This is a genomic window from Saccharothrix hoggarensis, assembly GCF_052936025.1.
The window spans coordinates 4961200-4981634 of record NZ_CP193624.1; the positions used below are offsets into that span (position 1 = coordinate 4961200).

Below are 20435 nucleotides of genomic sequence, written 5' to 3' on the forward strand. Positions count from 1 at the left end.
TATCAGGACTGTGTTGAATCGCCGTCGCGCGCCGCGCCGGGAGCGCGGGACCGGACCCTGGCGCGCAGGCCGTCGAGGATGAGGTCGAGGCCGTACCCGAGCGCCCCGTCCCGCGCGCCGCCGCGGGCCGCGTCCGTCGCGTCGGCCAGCGCGGCCTTGATGGCGGGGTACCGGTCGCCCCGCTCGCGCACCACCTCGGTCAGGATCTCGGCGAACCGCGTGCCGGTGTCGCCGCCGGGCTTGGTCGCCACCTGCTGGGCGATGTTGCGGACGTGACCCGCGAGGACGGCGAGCACGTCCATCCGCTCCGCGCCGCCGAGGCCGGTGCCGTCGAGGAGGGCCAGGGCGGCTTCCATCCACGCCAGCTCGTGCGGCCCGACGACGCGTGGACCGGTGGTGGCCTCCAGCACCCACGGGTGCCGCAGGAAGCCGGGCAGCAGCGCCAGCGCCCACCCGCGCAACCGGTCGCACCGGTCGTCGGCGGTGGGAGGTGCCGTGCCGTCGGGGGCGGCGTGGGTCGACAGGGGGGCCGTGACGTCGGCGGGCGGTGCGCCTATCGCGAGGTCCGCCATGAGCGCGACCAGCTCGGCCTTGCCCGGCACGTACCGGTAAAGCGACATCTTGGTGAAGCCGAGGTCCGCGGCGACGCGCTGCATCGAGACGGCGGCGAGCCCTTCGGCGTCGGCGATCGCGATGCCGGCACGGGCGATGCGGTCGTGGGTGAGCGCGGGCTTGGGGCCGCGGCGAGGCCCCGGGCGGTCTCCCCACAGGAGGTCGAGGGTGCCCGCCAGGTCCATCGACACCTCCGGTGTTGCCCACGCCCGAAAACTGTGTCTACAGTACACAAAAAACAACTGCTTCCGGTGGACACAATTAGGGGTGGGCGATGGCGGGCAAGCGGATCCTGATCTCCGGTGCGAGCGTCGCGGGACCGGCGCTGGCGCACTGGCTGGCGCGCCACGGCTTCGAGCCGACCGTCGTCGAGATCGCCCCTGCCCTGCGCGGCGGCGGCGCGGCGGTGGACTTCCGCGGCGAGACCCACCTGACCGTGCTCGACCGCACGGGCGTGCTGGAACGGCTGCGCGAGGTCCAGACCGGCGGCAGCCCCATGACGTTCGTCGACGAACGGGGTCGCACGGTGCTCCACCTGCCCGCGGACTTCGCGGGAGGCGACGTCGAGGTGCTGCGGTCGGACCTCTCGCGGGTGCTCTACGAGCACAGCGAGGACCGCGCCGAGTACGTCTTCGGCGACTCGGTCGCCGCGTTGGCGGAGACCCCCGACGGCGTCGACGTGACGTTCGCGTCCGGGGCGCAGCGCACGTTCGACCTGGTCGTCGGCGCCGACGGCATCCACTCGGGCGTCCGCGGACTCGTGTTCGGGCCGGAGGAGCGGTTCGTCAGCCACCTGGGCTACTACGTCGCGAGCTGGGACCTGCCCGACGACCTCGGCATCGAGCCGGAGTCGGTGAGCTACAACGTGCCCGGACGGCTCGTCTCCACCAGCGGCGGCCCGGACCGGCCGAGCGCGTTCGTGGCGTTCCGGTCGCCCCGCCTCCGGTACGACCGGCGCGACGTGGCCGCGCAGCGCGCGCTGCTCACCGAGGCGTTCGCCGGGGTGGGGTGGCGGACACCGCGCCTGCTGGCGTCGTTGGAGCGGACGGCGGAGCTGTACTTCGACTCGATCAGCCGCGTGGACGTCCGCCCGTGGTCGAAGGGCCGCGTCGCGCTGGTCGGCGACGCCGCGTGCGGCGCCACGATCGGCGGCATGGGCACCGGGACCGCCGTCGTCGGCGCGTACGTGCTGGCGGGCGAGCTCGCCGCGGCGGGCGGGGACCACCGGACGGCGTTCCGGCGCTACGAGGACCGGATGCGCCCCTACGCGGAACGGTGCCAGAAGGGCGGCGACCGCGCGGGCAGGTTCCTCGCGCCGCCGAGCCGGTTCTCCCTGGCGATGCGCAACGGCCTGCTCGGCAACCGGTTCCTGCTCGGCCTGATGCTCCGGGCGGGCAAGGGCATCGGCAGCCGGATCGACCTCCCCGACTACGCGCCCGCCGTGACGTGATCGCGCGCGGTTCGGACCTGATCTTGTCGGACCCTTGGCCTATGGTTCTGGGCCATGGCAGTGCCGACGATCACCGAGCGCCCCGTGCGCAGGCCAGCGCTGTCGCCCTCGCGCGCGGGCGACTTCAAGCAGTGCCCGCTGCTCTACCGGTTCCGGGCCGTCGACCGGCTGCCGGAGAAGCCGACCAGGGCGCAGGTGCGCGGCACGGTGGTGCACGCGGTGCTGGAGGACCTGTTCGCGCTGCCCGCCGCCGAGCGGGTGCCGGAGGCGGCGCGGGCGCTCGTGGGCCCGGCGTGGGAGCGGGTGCGGGCCGAGCGGCCGGAGTTCGCCGAGCTGTTCGCCGAGGGCGACCCGGAGCAGGAGGAGTGGCTGGCCTCGGCGGAGGGCCTGCTGGACGGCTACTTCGGGCTGGAGGACCCGCGCCGGTTCGACCCGGACGCCCGTGAGCTGCTGGTGGAGTGGGAGCTGCCGTCGGGCGTGCTGCTGCGCGGGTACATCGACCGCGTGGACGTGGCGCCGACCGGCGAGATTCGCGTGGTGGACTACAAGACGGGCGCCGCGCCGCGCGAGATCGGCGAGGCCAAGGCGTTGTTCCAGATGAAGTTCTACGCGCTGGTGCTGTGGCGGCTGCGGGGCGTGGTGCCGCGCCAGCTGCGGCTGATGTACCTGGCCGACCGGCAGGCGCTGGCCTACCAGCCGGACGAGGCGGAGCTGGCCCGGTTCGAGCGCACGCTGGAGGCGATCTGGGACGCCATCCTGCGGGCGGCGAAGTCCGGCGACTTCCGGCCGAACCCGAGCAGGCTGTGCGACTACTGCGACCACAAGGCGCTGTGCCCGGCGTTCGACGGCACGCCGCCGCCGTACCCGGGCTGGCCGGAGCCGGACGCGGGCGTGGAGACCGTGCTGGACCGGGCGGACTAGCGCGTGTTTCAGATGTGGCGTAGCCAAATGTTGATGGCGGCGACGTGGACGGTGGCCTGGTAGCGGACGGCGAGTTTGTCGTAGCGGGTGGCCACCGCCCGGTGCTGTTTGAGCAGGTTGATGCCGCATTCGACGGCGTGGCGCTGTTTGTAGATCTCCCTGTCGATCGTCGGTGGCCGCCCGCCCGCGGAGCCTTTGGCCTTGCGGTGGGCAGCCTGGTCGCAGGGCTGGTCGATGGTCGCCTTGATCCCACGTTGCCGCAGGTAGGCGCGGTTGGCCTTGGAGCTGTAGGCCTTGTCCGCCAGAATCCGGTCCGGCCGGGTGCGTGGTCGCCCCCCGTCCGGACGCGGCACCCGGATCGCCTCGATCACCGGCACGAACCGGGGACTGTCACCGCGTTGCCCGGCGGTGACCAACAGCGACAACGGCCGCCGCCGTTGTTCGCAGGCCAGGTGCAGCTTGCTGGTCCACCCGCCCCGCGACCGCCCCAACCCGTGATCGTCCGGCTCGGTCCCGCCGGTCGGGGTGTCGGGCGGTTCGACCTGCAGATCCCCCTTTTACGCGCACCCGCCGCATGCTGGTGCGCCCGCATGACCGTGGAATCCACACTCACGTCCCACACGATCGACCCGGTGGCGTCGGCGCGGGCCTGCAACGCGGTCAGGATCTGCCTCCAGATCCCGGCCCGCTGCCAGCGGCGGAACAATCCGTAGACGGTCTGCCAGGGTCCGTAGTCGGGCGGGACGTCGCGCCACGGGGCACCGACCCGCACCCGCCACCGGATGCCGTCGATCAACTGCCGCTTGCTCCACTTCGGCGGACGGCCCGGCTTGCGCCCCACGGGTAACAGCGGCTGCAACAGCGCCCACTGCGCGTCGGTCAAGTCGGCCCGCCCCGCTGCCGCTACGCTGGCCACGAGGTCTCCGGTACAACGGTTTTGCTTGGTCGCTAAACCACTTACCGGAGACCTCGCCACGTTCCGGCCATCGACACGCCGCCGATCACCTCACCTTTGAAACACGCGCTAGGGGCGGACGGGGTGGACGCGTTCTACGAGCGGCTGGACGACGACCGGTTCGCCTCCACCGGCCACACGGCCGGGCCGTGGAGCAGCGAGAGCCAGCACCTGGGGCCGCCGTCGGCGCTGTTGGTGCGGGCGCTGGAGCGGTGCGCGCCGCGGCCGGAGGCGCTGCTGTCGCGCGTGACGTTCGAGGTGCTGGGCCCGGTGCCGGTGGCCGAGCTGACCGTCACGGCGGCGGTGGAGCGGCCGGGCCGTTCGGTGGAGCTGCTGGCGGCGGAGCTCGCGCACGCCGGCCGTCCGGTCCTGCGCGCCCGCGCGTGGCGGATCGTCGCCGGGGACACGGCGGCCGTGGCGTCGGGCGAGGGCGAGCCCCTGCCACCCGCGGCCGGCTGTCCGCCGATGGCCGTCCCGGAGCATTGGCAGGGCGGGTACCTGGCCGCGATGGAGTGGCGGTCGGTCAGCGGCGGGATCTTCGCGCCGGGCGACGCGACGATCTGGGCCCGACCGGTGGTGCGGGTGGTCGCGGGCGAGGAGCCGAGCGCGGCGCAACGCCTGTTCACCGTGGCCGACTCGGCGAGCGGCGTGTCCAGCCGCCTCGACATCCGGGCCTGGTACGCCATCAACACCGACCTGACCGTGCACCTGCACCGGGAGCCGGTCGGCGAGTGGTTCGCCCTGGACGCGCAGACCGTGATCGGCCCGTCGGGTGTCGGGGTGGCGACGAGCGTCCTGCACGACGTCCGCGGCCCGGTGGGGCGTTCCGCGCAGTCGTTGTTCGTGCGGGAGCGGTAGGCGGGCGGTCGCACACCGGCGGTCGCACACCGACGGTCGCACACCGACGGTCGCACACCGGCGGTCGCACACCGGCGGTCTCAGGGGTCGGGTCGCGCGCGTGGGTCGGGGCGCAGGGGCGATCGCGCACCGCGGACCGTCGCACGCGCCGGGCGGTCCCGCGGGTCGGGTGCGCAGGTGGGCAGGCGCTGCCGCGCACGGGGGTCGCACGGGTCGGGTCGGGGGCGCACCATGGACGGGTGATGTTCGCGGACCGTTCCGACGCCGGCCGGGTGCTCGCCCGTGCCCTGGCCGACGAGTCGTGGACCGACCTGCTGGTGCTGGGGCTCGCCCGCGGCGGGGTGCCGGTGGCGTTCGAGGTCGCCTCGGCGCTCGGCGGGGAGCTGGGGGTGGCGGTGGCGCGCAAGATCGGGGCGCCCGGCCACCCGGAGTTCGGGGTCGGCGCGGTCACCGCCGAGGGCGACCCGATCTTCGACGAGCACGCCCTGCGCACCCTCGGCCTCACCTCCGACGACCTGGCCGACCGGTGCGCGGCCGAACGCCGTGAGGCGCGACGGCGGCTGGAGCTGTACCGGACCGGTCCCGTCCGGCTGACCGGCCGGGACGTCGTGGTCGTCGACGACGGGCTGGCCACCGGCGTCACCGCCCGCGCCGCCCTGCGTGAGGCGCGGCAGCAGGACCCGCGCCGGCTGGTGCTGGCGGTCCCGGTGGGCGCGGCGGACTCCGTTCAAGCCTTGGAGGAGGACGCCGACGCGGTCGTGTGCCCGCACCCGAGGACGGACTTCCTGGCGGTCGGGCGGTTCTACCGGCGCTTCGACCAGACCTCCGACGACCAGGTGGTCGGGCTACTGCAGCAGCAACGCGACGACTGACAGCGTCACCATCGACAACGCGGTCGAGACGAGCACCGCGTCGCGCGGCAGGCGGGCGTCCGGTCGGTACTGCCTGGCCAGCACGTACACGTTCTGCGCGGTCGGCAGGGCGGCGCACAGCACGGCCGCCAGCCGCAGCGGCCCGGTGACGTCGAGCGCCACGCACGCCAGGAACGTCACCAGCGGGTGCAGGAGCAGCTTGGACGCCACCGCCACGCCCGGCTCGGCCCGCCCGCCGGGGTTCGGCGAGCGCCGGGCGTTCAGCGACATGCCGAGCACCACGAGCGCGGTCGGCACGCCCGCCGCGCCCAACGCCTCCAACGGCTCCAGCACCAGCCGGGGCAGCCGCACGCCGAGCGCGCTGCACGCCACCCCCAGCAGGGACGCGAGGATGATCGGGTTCCGCACCGGGAGCAGCGCCAACGTCCGCAGCGCCGACCCCTTCCGCCCGGACCCGACCTCGACCGCGGCCAGCACCAGCGGCATCACCACGACCGGCTGGAACAGCAGCACGGCCACCATGAACGACGAGTCGCCGAGCACGCCGACCGCGACCGGGATGCCCAGGTTGCCGGAGTTGACGTACGCGCCGCTCATCGCGCCGAGCGCCTGGTCGGGCAGGGAGCGGCGGAACACCTTCCACTGGACCACCACGCCCACCGCGCCGACTACGAACGTGCTGATCACGAACGCCAGCAGGCCCCGGTTGGCGAGCTTCGCCGGGTCTCCGGACAGCTGCGCGGTGAACAGCACGGCCGGCATGGCCAGGTGGAACGCGAACCGGCCGAGCACGGCCTCGCCGCGCTCCCCCAGCACGTTCGTCCGGGCGGTGAGGAACCCGATCGCCGTGAGGACCCAGATCGGCGCGAACCCGCCGACCACCCCGGACATCAGAGCGGGCGGTAGTGCTCGACGTCGGGGAACGGGTCGTAGAAGTGGTGCAGCAGCGCCTTCCAGCGCGGGTACAGCGGACCCTGCCGGAAACCGACGGTGTGGTCCTCCAGCCGCTCCCACTCCACCAGCAGCAGGTACCGGCCGGGACGTTTGACCGAACGCCGCAGGTCGAGCGACCCGAAACCAGGCGACCGCGCGATGAGCCGGCGGGCCTCGTCGAACGCCCGCTCGAAGTCCGCCTCCAGACCGGGGCGGACGTCGAGCACGGCGACCTCCAGGATCACAGGTGCTTGTACACGTCTTCGAGCGTCAGCCCGCGGCCGAGCATCAGCACCTGCACGCGGTACAGCAGCTGGGAGACCTCTTCGGCGAGGCGCTCGTCGGACTCGTGCTCCGCGGCGATCCAGACCTCGCCCGCCTCCTCCAGCACCTTCTTGCCCTGCGCATGCACCCCGGCCTCCAGAGCCGCGGCGGTGGCGGAGCCCTCAGGGCGGGTGCGTGCGCGTTCGCTCAGCTCGGCGAACAGCTCGTCGAAGGTCTTCACGGGGTCTGATCCTCGCATCCCCCGAACGGTCGCAGGCAGGCAGGACCCCGGTCAGGCGTGGACGGGCCGCGCGGCGCGCGCCCCGGCGCGGAGGCCGACCACCTGGGCCACGACGGACGCCACCGCGAACGCCACGCCGAGGCCGGGACGCGGCCCGACCGTCGGGACGACGTGGTCGAAGAGGACGGCCGCGTGGTCGTAGCCGGTCGCGACGACCACCGCCGCCGCGACCGTGACCAGGGCGAACAGGCCCGAGACGGGTGCGGCGGCACGGGCCGGGACGAGCGCGGAACCGTGCGTCAGGACCGCCGCGCCGAGGTACGCCCACCACCACGGCAGGCGCGACAGCTCGACGTCGACGTCCCCGTACCGGGCCCAGGGCACGAGCACGGCCAGCACGGTGAGGCAGACCGCGACGACGGTCCACTTGGTCAGCGGGGTCACCGCACGGACCTTAGATCGCGTACCTCGGTCGGGTGAAAGGCCACACCTCGGCGATCCACTCCGGCACGAACGCGTCCAGCGCCTCCTCCAGCTCCGTGCCCACGTGCTCGTCCACGACCCACCACGAGATCTGCGCGTCGGCCTCGGTGTCCGGCGCGGGGTCGATGTAGACGCAGCCGAGCAGCCGGGTCTCGTCGGCGTTGAACAGCGCGTAGTTGAACGACTTGTGCGCTTCCTGCTCCCGTTCGTGCCGGGCCAGGTCCACGCGGTCCTGCTCGTGGGTCATGTGGGCGGGCGGCCAGCCCCACTTCTCCCCGTACTTCGACCACAGGCGGGCCTGCGAACCCATCACGGCCGGGTAGTCGACGTCCACATCGGACTCGCGGATGGGGCGCAGGTGGTGTTCGGCGTCGAGCGCGACGCGGGTCGGGTGGGCGAAGTCAGCGGGGAGCCACGGCATGCGCGGATTCTGCGGCGGCGCGGGCCGCACCGCCACCGAAAATCCGATGGCGTGACGCACGACGTCTTCGCGACACTGCCCGGATGACCGAGGGGCTGGTGTTGCGGACGGCACGGCCGGAGGACCTGGACGGGATCGCGGCGCTGCTGACCGACCGCGGCGAGCCGGCGGACGCGGTGGACCACCGGCTCGTGGTCGAGGACCCGGACGCGGGCTGGGAGGCGTGCGCGGTCGTCGTGGACGGCGACAAGGTGGTGTCCACGGCGACCCTGCTGGACGAGACGCTGGTGCTGGACGGGCTGGAGATCCCGGCGGGCCAGGTGGAGCTGGTCGCGACCGATCGCGCCTACGAGGGCCGCGGGCTGGTGCGCTCGTTGATGGACTGGGCGCACGCGCGGTCCGCCGCGCGCGGCCACCTGGTGCAGGTGATGCTCGGCATCCCGTACTTCTACCGCCTGTTCGGCTACACCTACGCGATCCCGATCCCGCCCGCGCGGCCGGTGACGAGCCGTCCCCCCGTCGCGGCCGGGTTCACGCTGCGCGAGGCCGGCGCGGACGACATCCCCGCGATGACCCGGCTCCAGGACGCCGAGCAGGCGCGCGCCGACCTGAGGATGCCGCACTCCCCTGCCCTGTGGCGGTGGCTGCTGGCGCGGGACGGCAGCACGCAGTGGCTGGTGGAACGCGACGGCGTGCCCGTCGCCACCGGCCGCACCACCCCGCCGGACGAGGGCGTGCGGCTGTGCGAGGTGGCCGCCGTCGACGACACCGCCGCGCACGCTCTGCTCGCGCTGACCGAGGCCGCGGAGGTGACCGAACGTCCGGGCACCGTGGCCGGTGGGGCGTTGGAGCCGTTCCTGGGGCCCGCGCCGGAGGAGGCGGAGTCGTACTACGTCCGCGTCGGCGACCCGCTCGCCGTGCTGGAGCACCTGCGCCCGGTGTTCGGGCGGCGGCTGGCGGAGGGCGGGTTCGCCGACGCGGAGGGCGAGGCGGTGGTGTCGTTCTACCGCTCGCACGTGCGGTTGCCGTTCAAGGCGGGCGAGGTGGGTCCGGTCGTGCCGGGCGGCACCATGCAGGCGCCGGGCGCGGTGGGCGGCGCGGGCGTGGCGCCGGACCTGCTGCCGTCGCTCCTGTTCGGACCGCACGGCCTCAAGGGGCTGACCGCGCGACACCCCGACGTCTACCCCGGCCCGAACGCCGAGCTGATGCACACCCTGTTCCCGCCGGTGCGCGGCGACCTGATGACGTTCTACATACCGTGACCGCCGCCGGTCGTCAGACCGTCAGCAGTCCCCAGTAGGCCGCCCACGGCAGGAACACGACGCCTGCGGCGGTCGGCGCCGCGAGGCGCAGCCGGGTCGCCGCGGGGAACGTGCGCCACCTGGTGATCGTGAGCGCCGTCCCGGCCAGGACGCAGAAGGCGGCGAGTTGCAGCGCCAACCACGGCAGCGGGCGGCCCAGCACGGTCGTCCCGACCTGGTTCGCTCCGGTGTGGACGATCCGGAAGAGGTAGGCGAGCGCGCCGAGCACGGTGACGATCCCGGCGGCGGACAGCGGGCCGACGGGGTGGCGCACCGGTTCCCGACGTCCGCGCCACCGCCGCACGGCGGTGACCACCGGGTGGGACAGGAACGCCGGCAGCATCAGCACCACCGCGAGCACGTGCAGCCAGGGCGACTCGTACCAGGCGAGCGGCGCGACGGGCTCGCTGCGCGCGGACTGCGCCGGCGGCGGGTCGGCGTGCGGACGCGGCGGGCCGTCGGCGAGGGCGTTGACCCACGACGTCATCAGCTCGGCGTGGCCGGTGGCGAAGTCCGCCGTGTCGGGCGCCCGGTCGAAGCCGTCCGCGCTGCGGCGCAGGGTGTGGTCGGCGTCCGGCACGACCCGCAGGGTGTAGTGCGCGTTGCCGCCGCGGTCCAGCGCCTCGCGGAACGCGGTGAGGCTCTCCCCCGGCGCGGTCGAGCGGTCGTGCTCGGCGAACACCCCGAGCAACGGCTGGTCCACGTCCGCCAGCGCGGTCGCGGGGTCGAACGCCGTGTCGCCGAACAGGCCGGCGGCGATGAGCATGCGACTGGCGTTGTGGCCGAGCGGCCCGATCAGGGCGGGGCTGACGCCCGCGTGCGCCAGGTACGTGCGGTTGCTCCACAGCTGGGTGCGCCCGGCGTCCATCGCGCTCGCGCCCACCGTGACGACGAACGCGACGTCGTCCGACCTGAACGCCGCCAGCGGCACGACTCAGCCGCCCTGGCTGCGGCCCCACAGCCCGACCAGGGACGGGTTCACGCCCGGTGAGCCGCGGAGGAGGCGGACGCCGGCCAGCGCGTCGTCGGCCAGGTCGGCGAACGTGCTCGTCGCCCGCGAGTAGCCGGGGGCCTTGTCGTAGACGAGTGCGGTGATCCCCGCCCGCGCGAAGGTCTCGGCCTCGCGCCGGTAGTCGTCGCGGTGGGTGGAGCCCGCCCCGGCGACGATCACCACGGCGGGGCGTTCGCCGGAGTGATCGGCGGGTGCGACGACCGTGCCGTGCAGGGTGTGGCCGCGGCTGGGGAAGGTGACCTCGGTCGTGGTCGGCGCGGCCGGTTCGGCGGAGGCCGGCGCCGGTGCCAGCGCGCAGGCGGCGATCAAGGCCGCGAGGACGGCCGATTTGTGCGTGGGCAGCACGAAGTGCTCTCCTGACGGTGGAAGTGCGGTGACTTGGTGCTCGCCCGGTGGGCGAGGTGTGACGGCTTCCGCTGCCCGGGCCGTCGAGCGGCAACTCGGCGGCCCGGGATTCCTAGGCGGTGGGCGTGGTGTCGTCTCCTTCTTCGGTGACGGCGTCCGGGCCGGGGTCCGGGTCGGCGTCCGGGTCGGGGTCGGTGTCCGGGTCGGGGAAGGCCACGAACCTGGTCTGCACGGTTCGCGTGCCGGCCGGCGTCCGGTCGGCGGGGCGCTGGTACTTCTTCAGCAGCGCCAGGTAGTCCTCGAAGAAGGCCGCGAGCTCGTCGAGCGAGACCCGGATCGAGCCACGCGAGTAGGGCACGGCGTCGGACCACTCGCCGAGCTCGGCGCGGGCCGACTCGAACCGGGCGAACATCTCCAGGTCCTCGGCGAGCCAGAGCCGGTTCAGCTCGTCGGTGGCGGACCGCATCCGCGGGTCCTGCTCGCCACGCCGGGCGAACCGCACGTCCCGGCGGACGTGCCGCCACCACCGCTCCCGGCCACGCGCCCGCTCGGGCGCCTCTTCCACCAGGCCGTGCTTGGCGAGGACGCGGAGGTTGTAGCTCGTGCCGCCGGTGGTCACGCCGAGCCGGTCGGCGAGCACGGTCGACGTCGCCTCGCCGAGGAGTTCCAGCTCCCGGAGGATGCGCTGCCGCAACGGGTTCGCCAGCGCCTTGGCGGCCCCGAGATCGGCCCAGACTGGTTCCGACATAGTGCACGATAACTCGTGCATCACTTCTCGTGCAACTACGCGAGGTGGCCCGCGAACTCCACGCCCATCGCCACGCCGACCAGCACCAGCAGCGCTCCGGCGGCCACCAGCGCCCGCCGGTAACCCGGGTCCCGGAGGCGCCGCCGACCGCGCGCCACGAGCAGGGCGATCACCACCTTGCCGCCGACCAGCGTGAGGTAGAACCCGACCAGGAACCCCGCTCCCGCCACCGCCGACCCGCGCCAGGTCGTGATGGTCAGCGGCCCTAGCGCGGTCGCCCACGCGACCCACGGGTGCGGGCTGAGCAGGTTCACCGCCACCGCCCGCCGCAACGCCGAGACGTCGCCGCCGAACCCCGTCGCGGAGGTGTCGGGCGTCAGCGAGGCGGCCCGGGCCTCGCGGACGGTCCGCACACCGCTCCACACCACGAACACCGCCCCGACCACGCCGAGCACGCCCAGCGCCCGCCCCGGCAGGCGGTCCAGCAGGAGCAGCGTCACGGCGACCACCACGGCGTCCGACAGCAGCGGCGCGCAGGCCGTCAGCACGCCCGCCCGCCACCCGGACCTCAACGCCGACGTCACGACCAGCACCAACAGCGGACCGGGGCTGATGCTCGCGGCCAACCCGAGGCCCAGTCCCCACCCCAGCGCGTCCACGGCGGCAGACTAGGTCACGTGTCCGAGTTCGCCCGTGTCCTGGCCACCCTGCGGCAGATCCGCGGCCTGAGCCCGTTCTTCGCCCTCGACCTCGGCCGGCCCGACGAGAGCTGGCACGACGGCGAGGCGCTGCTCGACGGCGGTCCCGCGCTGCCCGACGCGCTCGACCGGATCGCCGCCCGCTACCGCACCGCCGAACGCCGGGTCGCCGCGTCGCTGTTCTTCCTCGGCTACACGGCGCGCCTGCTGAGCCCGGTCGTCGCCGCGCGCGCCGTGGACGGCGTCGCGCCGGACGTCCGCCCGGCCAACCTGTGGTGGCGGTACGGCCCGGACGGGGTGCAGGTCCGGCTCAAGGACCCGGTCGCGGGCGTGGACGTCGCCGAGTCGCTGGAGCCGGTGGTGGAGGCGATCCACGCGGTCACGCCGGTGGCGCGCGGGCTGCTGTGGGGCAACGCGGCGTCGTCCGCGGCGGGCGCGCTGCGCACGGTCAGCCGCGGCGGCGTGCCGGCGGAGGACTGCCTGGCGCTGGGCGCGGAGCTGTTCGCCGACCCGCCGTTGCGGGGCTCGGGCGAGTTCATCCCGTTCCCCGGCGAGGTGGCGTTCCGGCGGCGGAGCTGCTGCCTGTACTACCGGCTCGACGGCGGCGGGACGTGCGGCGACTGCCCGCTGCCGCGCCGCTGATCGTCGGGTCTCAGCCGGTCAGGAGCGAACCCAGCACCACGTGGTCGACGCCGACCAGCGAGTCGCGGAACACCCGGCGCTCGCCCTGGTCCACCGCCACGTCGCACGGCACGACGAGCACCGTGCAGCCGGCGGCCACGGCGGAGGCCGTGCCGGTCGGCGAGTCCTCGACCGCGACGCAGCGGGTCGGGTCGACGCCGAGCAGCCGGGCCGCCTTGAGGTACGGCTCGGGCAGCGGCTTGTTGAGGCCGTCCACCTCGTCGCCGCACACGGTCACGTCGAACAGGTCCCGCCCGATGGTGTCGAGCGCCACCTCGGTCAGCTTCCGCTCGGTCGACGTCACCAACGCCATGGGCACGCCGGCGTCCCGCACCGCGCGCAACGCCTCACGCGCGCCCGGCCGCCACGGCAGGCCGGCCCGGAACACCTCTTCGGTGCGCCGCTGGATCCACGCCGCGCCGTCGGCGACGTCGCCCTCCGTCGGGGTGACGCCCACCTCGGCGAACAGCAGGGCCATCGTCGTGGCCACGTTGGACCCGACCATCGCGTGCCTGGTCTCCAGCGACAGCGTGCCGCCCAGCTTCTCGACGAACTCGAAGATCGGGATGTCCCACAGCTTCTCCGAGTCCAGCAACGTGCCGTCCATGTCCCACAGCACAGCCTCGACGGTCATCTACGACTTCCCCCGGTGGTCGGTCACGCGTTGAAGTGCTTCGCCTCGGGATGGTGCGCCACGAACGCGTCGGGCGACCGCTCGGGGTCCGGTTGCAGCTCGTCGGACAGCTCCACCCCGATCCGGACCGGGCCGGCGCGGTGCCGGGGTGAGGCCGTGGACCGCGTCCACGGCCTGCCCCGGCCGCCGAACTCGTCGGCCGTCTCGCGGGCGGGTTCGGCACCCCGACGTGACAGCTCGAAGATCTTCTCCTCGGTGCCGCGCCCGGCGAGGTCGGTCGGGTTCGCACCGAAGGTGTCGGTCCCCACGGCGTCCGCGCCGGCCTCCGGGTAGCCGCGGCGCACCTGCCGCACGACATCGGGCCCGGTCACGTCGAGGATCTCGTGGCAACCCTCGTGACCTGCGAAGTCGTCGAGCGTGAGGTCGGCGGACCGCGGCATGGCGCCCGTGGCGCCGTCGGCGACGACCACGCGGTCGGCGAGCGCGTCCGGGAAAGGCGACGTGACACGATCCGACATGCGCCAAGCCTACGGCGTCGGGTCTGCGGCAGTGGTCGTAGTCTGACGCCGTGACCGATCCGGACCAGGCCGCCCAGACCCCCTTCGACCCCAGCAAACCGCTCACCAACCCGATCATGGTGGCGGCGTTCGAGGGGTGGAACGACGCTGGCGACGCCGCCAGCACGGCGATCGAGCACCTGCAACTCACGTGGGACGCGACGCCGCTGGCCGACATCGATCCGGACGAGTACTACGACTTCCAGGTGACCCGTCCCACCGTCCGGATGGTCGACGGCATCACCCGACGGGTGGAATTCCCGACGACGAGGTTGTCCGTGTGCCGGCCGCCGGGGTCGTCCACCGACGTGGTCCTGGTGCACGGCATCGAGCCGAACATGCGGTGGCGGAAGTTCGCCGCCGAGCTGCTGGGCCACATCGAGGACCTGGGCGTGACCACGGTGGTCACCCTGGGCGCGCTGCTCATGGACACGCCCCACACCCGTCCCGTGCCGGTCACCGGCACCGCGTACGACGCGGCGGCGGCGGCCAAGTTCGGGCTGGAGAGCTCCCGCTACGAGGGGCCGACCGGCATCGTCGGCGTGTTCCAGGACCTCTGCGTGCAGGCGGGCGTGCCCGCGATCTCGTTCTGGGCGGCCGTGCCGCACTACGTGTCGCAGCCGCCGTCCCCGAAGGCGACGCTGGCCCTCCTGCACCGGGTGGAGGAGGTGCTGGACGTCGAGGTGCCGCTGGGCGCGCTGCCCGAGCAGGCCGAGGAGTGGGAGCGCACGGTCAGCGAGATGGCCGACGAGGACGAGGACGTGCGCAACTACGTGCGGGCGCTGGAGGAGCGCGGCGACGCGGAGCTCCAGATCACCGAGGCGAGCGGCGACGCCATCGCGGCCGAGTTCGAGCGGTACCTGCGGCGGCGCGGGCGGGGTCCGGGGCGCGGACCGACCGGCATGTGACCGGCCCGGTCCACCCGGGCACGCGCGCCGCACGACGTCGGGGGTCTCGCTTGGCCGGGCTTCGTGGCCGCGTCCGCCTGGCGGCGCTCTACGCGGGCGGGTTCCTGGGGCCGTTCGGGGGCGCGATGACGTCGTCCGTGCTGCCCGAGGTGGGGGCGGACTTCGGCGTGTCGGCGGGTTCGGCGGCGGCGACGCTGACCGGGTACCTGGTGCCGTTCGCGCTGCTCATGCTGGTGTCCGGCACGCTCGGCGAGCGGTGGGGCGCGCGGCGGACGGTGCGGATCGCGTACGGCGGGTACGTCGTGGCGTCGCTGCTGTGCGCGGTGGCGTGGTCGTTCCCGGTGCTGATGGGCGGGCGGGCGCTGCAGGGCGCGGCGAACGCGTTCACCACTCCCCTGCTGCTGGCGGCGATCGCCGCGGTGACGCCGCAGGCCCGGCTGGGGCGGGCGCTGGGCGTGTTCGCGTCCATGCAGGCGGCCGGGCAGACGTCCGCGCCGCTGCTCGGCGGGCTGGCGGCGGAGGCGTCGTGGCGGTGGGCGTTCGTCGGCGCGGCCGTGGTGGCGGGCGCGCTGGCGGTGGCGGGGTTGCCCGCCGACCCGCCGCGCGGCGGTGACCGGCCGGGGCTGCGCAGCGCGTGGCGGCCGCGGACGCTGCGACTGGCGGCGGTCGGGTTCGTCGGCTGGGGGTGCCTGGGCGGGGTGTCGTTCCTGGTCGCGCTGCGGCTCGGGGACTCGTTCGCGCTCGGCGCGGGTCAGCGCGGGCTGGTGCTGACCGGGTTCGGGCTGGTCGGGATCGTCACCGCGCGGCTCACCGGGTGGTTGATCGACCGGGTCGGGGCGCGGTGGTGCGTGCTGACGGGCGCGGTGGTGGGCGGGGTGCTGCTGGTCGGGGTCGGCGTGTTGCCGTCGGTGGTGGCGGTGGGTGCGTTGTGGGCCGCGGCGGGCGCGTTCAGCCAGGCGGTGATCGTGGGCCTGAACGCGCTGGTGCTGTCGGCGGGCGGCAACCGGGGCGGGTCCGTGTCGGTGGTGCAGTCGCTGCGGTTCCTGGGCGGGGCGGTGTCGCCGGTGGCGTTCGTGCCGCTCTACCACCTGGACCCGGTGGGCGCGTTCCTCGTGCCGGCCGGCCTGGTCCTGGCCGTGCCGCCCGTCCTGCTGCTCAGGCGGGGACGCGCCGACGCGCCGTCCCCAGCGTCGCCAGGGCCACCACGCCCGCGACGAGGTGGAGACCGGCCTGGGCGTTGAGGAGCGCGGACAGGCCGAGCACGGGCGTGAGGACGCCGGCGAGCACCATGCCGAGCGCCTGGCCCGCGTCGTAGAGGCTGAGGAACGTCGCCATCACCCGGCCGCGCACGTCGTCGCCCGAGTGGAGTTGCAGCACGGACATCAGCCCGGCGCCCGCGATCACGCCGGGCAGGCCGACCAGGGCGAACGCGGCCAGGTAGAACACCAGCGCCGTGGTCAGCCACGGGCCGTTCCAGCCGAGCGCGGAGACCACGCCGAACGCGAGCAGCGCCACGCCGAGGAGCCGGCCCGGTCCGAGCCGGCGGGCCGCCACGCCGAGCAGCAGACCGCCGAGCAGCCCGCCGACCGCCTGCACGCCGCGCAGGACGCCGACCTCGGCCGCTCCCCCGCCGAGCCGGTCGGTCACGAACACCACGAACAGCACGACGAACAGCCCTTGGCTCGTCGCCATCAGCCCGGCGACGGCCACCATCGGCCGCAGCGGTCCGCGGATCTCCCGCAGTCCGTCCAGCCAGGCCCGCCACACGGGTTCACGAGCCTCGCGGGCCGCGTCGGCGGTGGTCAGGGTCGCCAGGAGGCCCGCCGCGAGCAGGAACGACGCCACGTCGGCCAGCACCACGCCCGGCAGCCCGGTGTACCCGAGGAGCAGCCCGCCGAGCGACGCCCCGACGAGCCGGGCCACGGTGCTGTTGACCGCCACCAGCCCGTTCGCCGCCGGCACCTGCGCCCGCGGCACGAGCGTCGGCAGCAGCGCGTTCTTGGCCGGCTCGAACAGCGCCGCCAGCGCGGCCTGCACCGCCGTGACCACGTTGACGAGCACGAGGTCGCCGGTGAGCAGCGGCAGCAGGGTGACCGCCTGGGCGAGGCTGACGAGCAGCATCACCTTCCGCCGGTCCCAGCGGTCGGCCAGCACCCCGGCCAGCGGTGACAGCGCCAGGCTGGGCAGCAGCGCCACCACGAACGTCGTGGCGGTCGCCGCCGCGGAGCCCGTGAGCTGGTAGACGTACACCGGCAGGGCGACCAGGAGCACCCAGTCGCCCACCTCGGAGACGAACCCGGCGACCCACAGCCGCCGGAACGCGGGCACCGCCAGCGGGCCGGTCATCGCGGGAACGCGCGGATGCCGACGTGCGCGGGCAGGGCGCCCTCGGGCGCGTCCTCGCGCACGGGCACGAGGTACGGGCGCAGGATGTCGTCGATCATGCCGAGCAGGCCGGACAGCTCCTCGGCCGTGACGTTGACCGAGTAGCCGTGCATCCCGGAGGCGTCCAGCCACTCGCGCGGCAACTCGTGCTGCCGGTCCAGGAACCGCTGCGTGAGCCGGTTGTCCTCGTTGAGCTGCAACGCGATGAGGGCGTCCTGCTGGGCCCGGACCTCCGGGTCGTCGTCGAACGCGCCGATGTCGTAGCCGACCGACGTGGCGCGCCACGGCCGTTCCCGGCCGTCACCGGCCTCCTGCCGCTCCACGAAGCCGGCCTTCGCGAGCTGCCGCAGGTGCCAGCTGCAGTTGGACGCGGTGGAGCCGACCGCCTCGGCGCACTCGCTCGCCGTGCGCGGGCCGACCGCCACGAGGTGGTTGAGCAGCGACACGCGCAGCGGGTGGGCCAGCGCCTTGAGCGCGTCGACGTCGGTGATCCGTCGGGGCCGTGGGAGTTCCATGACCCCGACGGTAGACCTGGAAGAGTTCTTTCGAAAGAGCTCTTTCAGATCAGCCGATGTCGCGCCGCCGGAACCCGGCGAGCCCGACCCCCACCAGCACGACCGCGATGGCGGTCAGCCACACCAGCGGACCGGCGGTGACGTCCGCCCCGGGCACCTTCGGGATGTGCGTGAACGGGGACAGGTCCATCGCCCACTGGTCGAACTGGAGCAGCGGGCCGAGCTGCCCGAGCACCAGGAACACCACGATCACCGCCCAGCTCAGCGACGCCAGCTTCGGGACCAGCGCGAACAACGCCAACGCGAGACCCGCGACGACCCACACCGCGGGCACGTGGGTCAGCGCCGCGCCCACGAGCCGGACGACCTGCCCGCCGACGTCGCCGACGCGGGCGCCGTGCACCAGGCCCGCGCCCACACCGGCGGCGGCCAGGACCACGGCCGTCCCGACGGTGGCGAACGCCAGGTGCCCGGCCACCCAGGCGTACCGGCTCACGGGCGTGGCCAGCACCGGCTCGGCCCGGGCCTCGCTCTCCTCGGTCCGCAGCCGCAGCGTCGCCTGCACCACGTAGATCGCGCTGAACAGGGCGATGATGCCGACGATCGACGCCAGGTACACGTCCACGATCGCGCCGGAGCCGCCCATCTGGGCGATGATCTTCTCCAGCGCCGGGTTGGCCTCCAACATCTGCTCCACGCCGCGCGCGACGGACCCGTAGACGGCGCCGAGCACGAACAGGCTCAGCGTCCAGCCGAGCAGCATGCCCCGCTGCAACCGCCAGGCCAGCCCGAACGCGCCGCGCAGCGAGCGGGGCGCGCGGGCGGGGCCGAGCCGCGTCGGCAGGAGTCCGCCGCCGAGGTCCCGCCTGGTCACGAGCGTCGCCGCGACCGCCAGCAGCCCGGCGAGCGACAGCAGCGGGAGCAGCAGCACCCAGTACCGGTCGCCCGCGAACGGCCTGATCTGCTCCACCCACCCGAGCGGGGACAGCCAGGTCAGCCACGTCGGCCCCTGGTCGCCCGCCGCGTCGCCGACGGCGCGCAGCAGGTAGGCCACGCCGAGGACGCCGCCGGCGATCGAGTTGGCCGTGCGCGCGCCCTCGGACAGCTGCGCGGAGACCGCGCCGACGCCGGTGAACACCCAGCCGGCGGACGCGAACGCGGCCCCGAACGCGAACGACCCGGCCGGCGACTGGCCGACGCCCAGGAGCCCCAGCGCGACCAGCAAGCCGATCAGCGTGCTCGCGAGCAGCGCCACCAGCACGGCCGCGCCCAGCGGCGCGTGCCGGGCGACGACGCCGGAGCCGATCAGCTCCAACCGTCCGGTCTCCTCCTCGGCCCTGGTGTGCCGGGTGACCAGGAACAGGCACATGAGCCCGACGAGCAGTGAGCCGAACACGCCCCAGCGCCAGGCCAGCACGCCGCCGATGGTCGACGGGTCGTGCAGCGGGCCGAGCATGGCCAGGAACGCCGGGTTGCCGCCGGCCGTCGCGCCCAGCTGCCGCCGGGACTCGACCGAGCCGTACAGCTCCTCCAGCGTGGACGCGGTGGACAGGGTGATGCCGACCAGGCCGATGACCCACGCGGCGAGCAGCAGCCGGTCGCGGCGCAGGGCCAGGCGCACCAGCGAGCCGAGCCCGGTCACGACGACACCGCCTCCTCGATCTCTCCGCCGGCGACGCGGCCGCGGGACGGCGCGTCGTCCTCGTAGTGCCGCAGGAACAGCTCTTCGAGCGTCGGCGGCTGGCTGGTCAGGGTGCGGACACCGCTGCCGACCAGCGCGCGCAGCGCCCCGTCGAGGTGGTGGGTGTCGACCTCGAACCGCACCCGCTGCCCGTCCACGCGCAGGTCGTGCACGCCGGGCAGCCCGGCCAGGCCGTCGGGCGCGCCGACCAGCTCGGCGGAGACGCTGGTGCGGGTGAGGTGCCGCAGCTCGTCGAGGGTGCCGGTCTCGACGGTGCGGCCGTTGCGGATGATGCTGACCCGGTCGCACAGCGCCTCGACCTCGGCCAGGATGTGGCTGGACAGCAGCACGGTCCGCCGGCCGCGCAGCTCGTTCACGCACTCCTGGAACACCGCCTCCATCAGCGGGTCCAGCCCCGACGTCGGCTCGTCGAGGATCAGCAGCTCCACGTCCGACGCCAGCGCGGCGACCAGGGCGACCTTCTGCCGGTTGCCCTTGGAGTACGTGCGGCCCTTCTTGCGCGGGTCCAGCTCGAAGCGCTCCAGCAGGTCGGCCCGGCGCTTCTCGTCCAACCCGCCGCGCAGCCTGCCCAGCAGGTCGATCACCTCCCCGCCGGTGAGGTTCGGCCACAGGCTGACGTCGCCGGGCACGTAGGCGAGCCTGCGGTGCAGCGCGGCGGTGTCGCGCCAGGGGTCGCCGCCGAGCAGGGACGCGGAGCCGGCGTCGGCGCGCAGCAGGCCCAGCAGGACGCGGATGGTCGTCGACTTGCCCGACCCGTTGGGGCCGAGGAAGCCGTGCACCTCCCCCTCGCGGACGGTCAGGTCGAGCCCGTCCAGTGCACGTGTCGGACCGAAGGCCTTGACCAGGCCCGACACGGATATCGCAGCAGTCATGAGCAGTAAGCTACTGTCATTTCACAAACTCGTGAAGTTAAGGAAGCGTATAAACTGCCACCCGTTC

24 protein-coding genes and 1 pseudogene are annotated in these 20435 nt (G+C 74.1%); 8 read left to right on the forward strand and 17 right to left on the reverse strand.

The genetic code is table 11. The annotated features are described in order from the left end of the window. Window positions 1-2 precede the first annotated feature (2 nt). A complete protein-coding gene (locus tag ACRAKH_RS22155; RefSeq protein ID WP_380726356.1) occupies window positions 3-797 on the reverse strand; it encodes a TetR/AcrR family transcriptional regulator in 795 nt (264 codons plus the stop codon). An 89-nt stretch (window positions 798-886) separates the two neighbouring features. On the opposite strand from ACRAKH_RS22155, the gene ACRAKH_RS22160 reads away from it, so the two are divergent. Further along, window positions 887-2062, forward strand: coding sequence for an FAD-dependent monooxygenase (locus ACRAKH_RS22160; protein ID WP_380726354.1), 1176 nt, complete (start codon window positions 887-889; stop codon window positions 2060-2062). Window positions 2063-2116: 54 nt separating this feature from the next. After that, window positions 2117-2983 (forward strand): RecB family exonuclease, encoded by an 867-nt coding sequence (locus tag ACRAKH_RS22165; RefSeq protein ID WP_380726352.1) that lies wholly within the window; start codon window positions 2117-2119, stop codon window positions 2981-2983. A gap of 8 nt (window positions 2984-2991) precedes the next feature. Here the strand turns inward: ACRAKH_RS22165 and ACRAKH_RS22170 are convergent. Further along, a pseudogene (locus tag ACRAKH_RS22170) lies at window positions 2992-3899 on the reverse strand (IS5 family transposase). Between the two features lie 96 nt (window positions 3900-3995). On the opposite strand from ACRAKH_RS22170, the gene ACRAKH_RS22175 reads away from it, so the two are divergent. Together ACRAKH_RS22175 and ACRAKH_RS22180 are read left to right on the forward strand one after the other, a co-directional pair. Further along, window positions 3996-4796, forward strand: a complete 801-nt coding sequence (locus tag ACRAKH_RS22175) for a thioesterase family protein (RefSeq protein ID WP_380728034.1) — start codon at window positions 3996-3998, stop codon at window positions 4794-4796. Between the two features lie 242 nt (window positions 4797-5038). After that, the gene (locus ACRAKH_RS22180) at window positions 5039-5668 is read left to right on the forward strand and encodes a phosphoribosyltransferase (protein WP_380728068.1); all 630 of its coding nucleotides are present in this window, start codon (window positions 5039-5041) and stop codon (window positions 5666-5668) included. Here the strand turns inward: ACRAKH_RS22180 and ACRAKH_RS22185 are convergent. From ACRAKH_RS22185 to ACRAKH_RS22205, 5 genes are read right to left on the reverse strand one after another with little or no spacing between them, the layout of a single operon-like run. Continuing rightward, a complete protein-coding gene (locus ACRAKH_RS22185) occupies window positions 5642-6559 on the reverse strand; it encodes an AEC family transporter (RefSeq protein ID WP_380728036.1) in 918 nt (305 codons plus the stop codon). The two genes, ACRAKH_RS22180 and ACRAKH_RS22185, sit on opposite strands and share 27 nt — an antisense overlap. After that, window positions 6559-6846, reverse strand: coding sequence for an antibiotic biosynthesis monooxygenase family protein (locus ACRAKH_RS22190; protein ID WP_380728038.1), 288 nt, complete (start codon window positions 6844-6846; stop codon window positions 6559-6561). Before ACRAKH_RS22190 ends, ACRAKH_RS22185 begins: the two co-directional genes overlap by 1 nt. After that, window positions 6843-7106, reverse strand: coding sequence for a phosphoribosyl-ATP diphosphatase (locus ACRAKH_RS22195; RefSeq protein ID WP_033434999.1), 264 nt, complete (start codon window positions 7104-7106; stop codon window positions 6843-6845). Before ACRAKH_RS22195 ends, ACRAKH_RS22190 begins: the two co-directional genes overlap by 4 nt. A 51-nt stretch (window positions 7107-7157) precedes the next feature. Further along, the gene (locus tag ACRAKH_RS22200; RefSeq protein WP_380728040.1) at window positions 7158-7550 is read right to left on the reverse strand and encodes a hypothetical protein; all 393 of its coding nucleotides are present in this window, start codon (window positions 7548-7550) and stop codon (window positions 7158-7160) included. 10 nt (window positions 7551-7560) lie between these two features. Continuing rightward, window positions 7561-8010 (reverse strand): GNAT family N-acetyltransferase, encoded by a 450-nt coding sequence (locus ACRAKH_RS22205; protein ID WP_380728042.1) that lies wholly within the window; start codon window positions 8008-8010, stop codon window positions 7561-7563. A gap of 83 nt (window positions 8011-8093) precedes the next feature. Here ACRAKH_RS22205 and ACRAKH_RS22210 point away from each other — a divergent pair, with 83 nt between their 5' ends. Beyond that, window positions 8094-9272, forward strand: coding sequence for a GNAT family N-acetyltransferase (locus ACRAKH_RS22210; protein ID WP_380728044.1), 1179 nt, complete (start codon window positions 8094-8096; stop codon window positions 9270-9272). 13 nt (window positions 9273-9285) lie between these two features. On the opposite strand, the gene ACRAKH_RS22215 is transcribed toward ACRAKH_RS22210, so the two are convergent. From ACRAKH_RS22215 to ACRAKH_RS22230, 4 genes are all read right to left on the reverse strand, one after another. After that, on the reverse strand, window positions 9286-10242 hold the full coding sequence (locus ACRAKH_RS22215) for an alpha/beta hydrolase (protein WP_380728047.1): 957 nt from the start codon (window positions 10240-10242) through the stop codon (window positions 9286-9288). 3 nt (window positions 10243-10245) lie between these two features. Next, on the reverse strand, window positions 10246-10668 hold the full coding sequence (locus ACRAKH_RS22220; RefSeq protein WP_380728050.1) for an alpha/beta hydrolase family protein: 423 nt from the start codon (window positions 10666-10668) through the stop codon (window positions 10246-10248). A 112-nt stretch (window positions 10669-10780) separates the two neighbouring features. Further along, window positions 10781-11416, reverse strand: coding sequence for a helix-turn-helix domain-containing protein (locus ACRAKH_RS22225; RefSeq protein WP_380728052.1), 636 nt, complete (start codon window positions 11414-11416; stop codon window positions 10781-10783). Window positions 11417-11451: 35 nt separating this feature from the next. Then, window positions 11452-12075 carry a LysE family translocator gene (locus ACRAKH_RS22230; protein ID WP_380728055.1) on the reverse strand — a complete coding sequence of 208 codons (624 nt, stop codon included), beginning with the start codon at window positions 12073-12075 and terminating at the stop codon, window positions 11452-11454. A gap of 18 nt (window positions 12076-12093) precedes the next feature. Between ACRAKH_RS22230 and ACRAKH_RS22235 the strand changes: the two genes are divergently transcribed. Continuing rightward, a complete protein-coding gene (locus ACRAKH_RS22235) occupies window positions 12094-12756 on the forward strand; it encodes a (2Fe-2S)-binding protein (RefSeq protein WP_447009245.1) in 663 nt (220 codons plus the stop codon). Window positions 12757-12766: 10 nt separating this feature from the next. Here the strand turns inward: ACRAKH_RS22235 and ACRAKH_RS22240 are convergent, their stop codons facing one another. Continuing rightward, window positions 12767-13429 carry an HAD family hydrolase gene (locus ACRAKH_RS22240; protein ID WP_380728059.1) on the reverse strand — a complete coding sequence of 221 codons (663 nt, stop codon included), beginning with the start codon at window positions 13427-13429 and terminating at the stop codon, window positions 12767-12769. A gap of 23 nt (window positions 13430-13452) precedes the next feature. Then, window positions 13453-13947 carry a homocysteine S-methyltransferase family protein gene (locus ACRAKH_RS22245; RefSeq protein WP_380728061.1) on the reverse strand — a complete coding sequence of 165 codons (495 nt, stop codon included), beginning with the start codon at window positions 13945-13947 and terminating at the stop codon, window positions 13453-13455. A gap of 50 nt (window positions 13948-13997) precedes the next feature. Here ACRAKH_RS22245 and ACRAKH_RS22250 point away from each other — a divergent pair, with 50 nt between their 5' ends. Both ACRAKH_RS22250 and ACRAKH_RS22255 read left to right on the forward strand, forming a co-directional pair. Next, window positions 13998-14894 carry a PAC2 family protein gene (locus ACRAKH_RS22250; protein ID WP_380728064.1) on the forward strand — a complete coding sequence of 299 codons (897 nt, stop codon included), beginning with the start codon at window positions 13998-14000 and terminating at the stop codon, window positions 14892-14894. A 50-nt stretch (window positions 14895-14944) separates the two neighbouring features. Continuing rightward, a complete protein-coding gene (locus tag ACRAKH_RS22255) occupies window positions 14945-16135 on the forward strand; it encodes an MFS transporter (RefSeq protein ID WP_447009246.1) in 1191 nt (396 codons plus the stop codon). On the opposite strand, the gene ACRAKH_RS22260 is transcribed toward ACRAKH_RS22255, so the two are convergent. The 4 genes from ACRAKH_RS22260 to ACRAKH_RS22275 are packed head-to-tail and all read right to left on the reverse strand — an operon-like array spanning window position 16050 to window position 20368. Further along, on the reverse strand, window positions 16050-17240 hold the full coding sequence (locus ACRAKH_RS22260; RefSeq protein ID WP_380727634.1) for an MFS transporter: 1191 nt from the start codon (window positions 17238-17240) through the stop codon (window positions 16050-16052). The two genes, ACRAKH_RS22255 and ACRAKH_RS22260, sit on opposite strands and share 86 nt — an antisense overlap. After that, the gene (locus tag ACRAKH_RS22265) at window positions 17237-17794 is read right to left on the reverse strand and encodes an ArsR/SmtB family transcription factor (RefSeq protein WP_380727631.1); all 558 of its coding nucleotides are present in this window, start codon (window positions 17792-17794) and stop codon (window positions 17237-17239) included. Before ACRAKH_RS22265 ends, ACRAKH_RS22260 begins: the two co-directional genes overlap by 4 nt. 49 nt (window positions 17795-17843) lie before the next feature. Continuing rightward, window positions 17844-19436, reverse strand: a complete 1593-nt coding sequence (locus ACRAKH_RS22270) for an ABC transporter permease (RefSeq protein ID WP_380727629.1) — start codon at window positions 19434-19436, stop codon at window positions 17844-17846. Next, on the reverse strand, window positions 19433-20368 hold the full coding sequence (locus ACRAKH_RS22275; RefSeq protein ID WP_380727627.1) for an ABC transporter ATP-binding protein: 936 nt from the start codon (window positions 20366-20368) through the stop codon (window positions 19433-19435). The genes ACRAKH_RS22270 and ACRAKH_RS22275 overlap by 4 nt, the downstream gene beginning before the upstream one ends. Window positions 20369-20435: the final 67 nt, after the last annotated feature.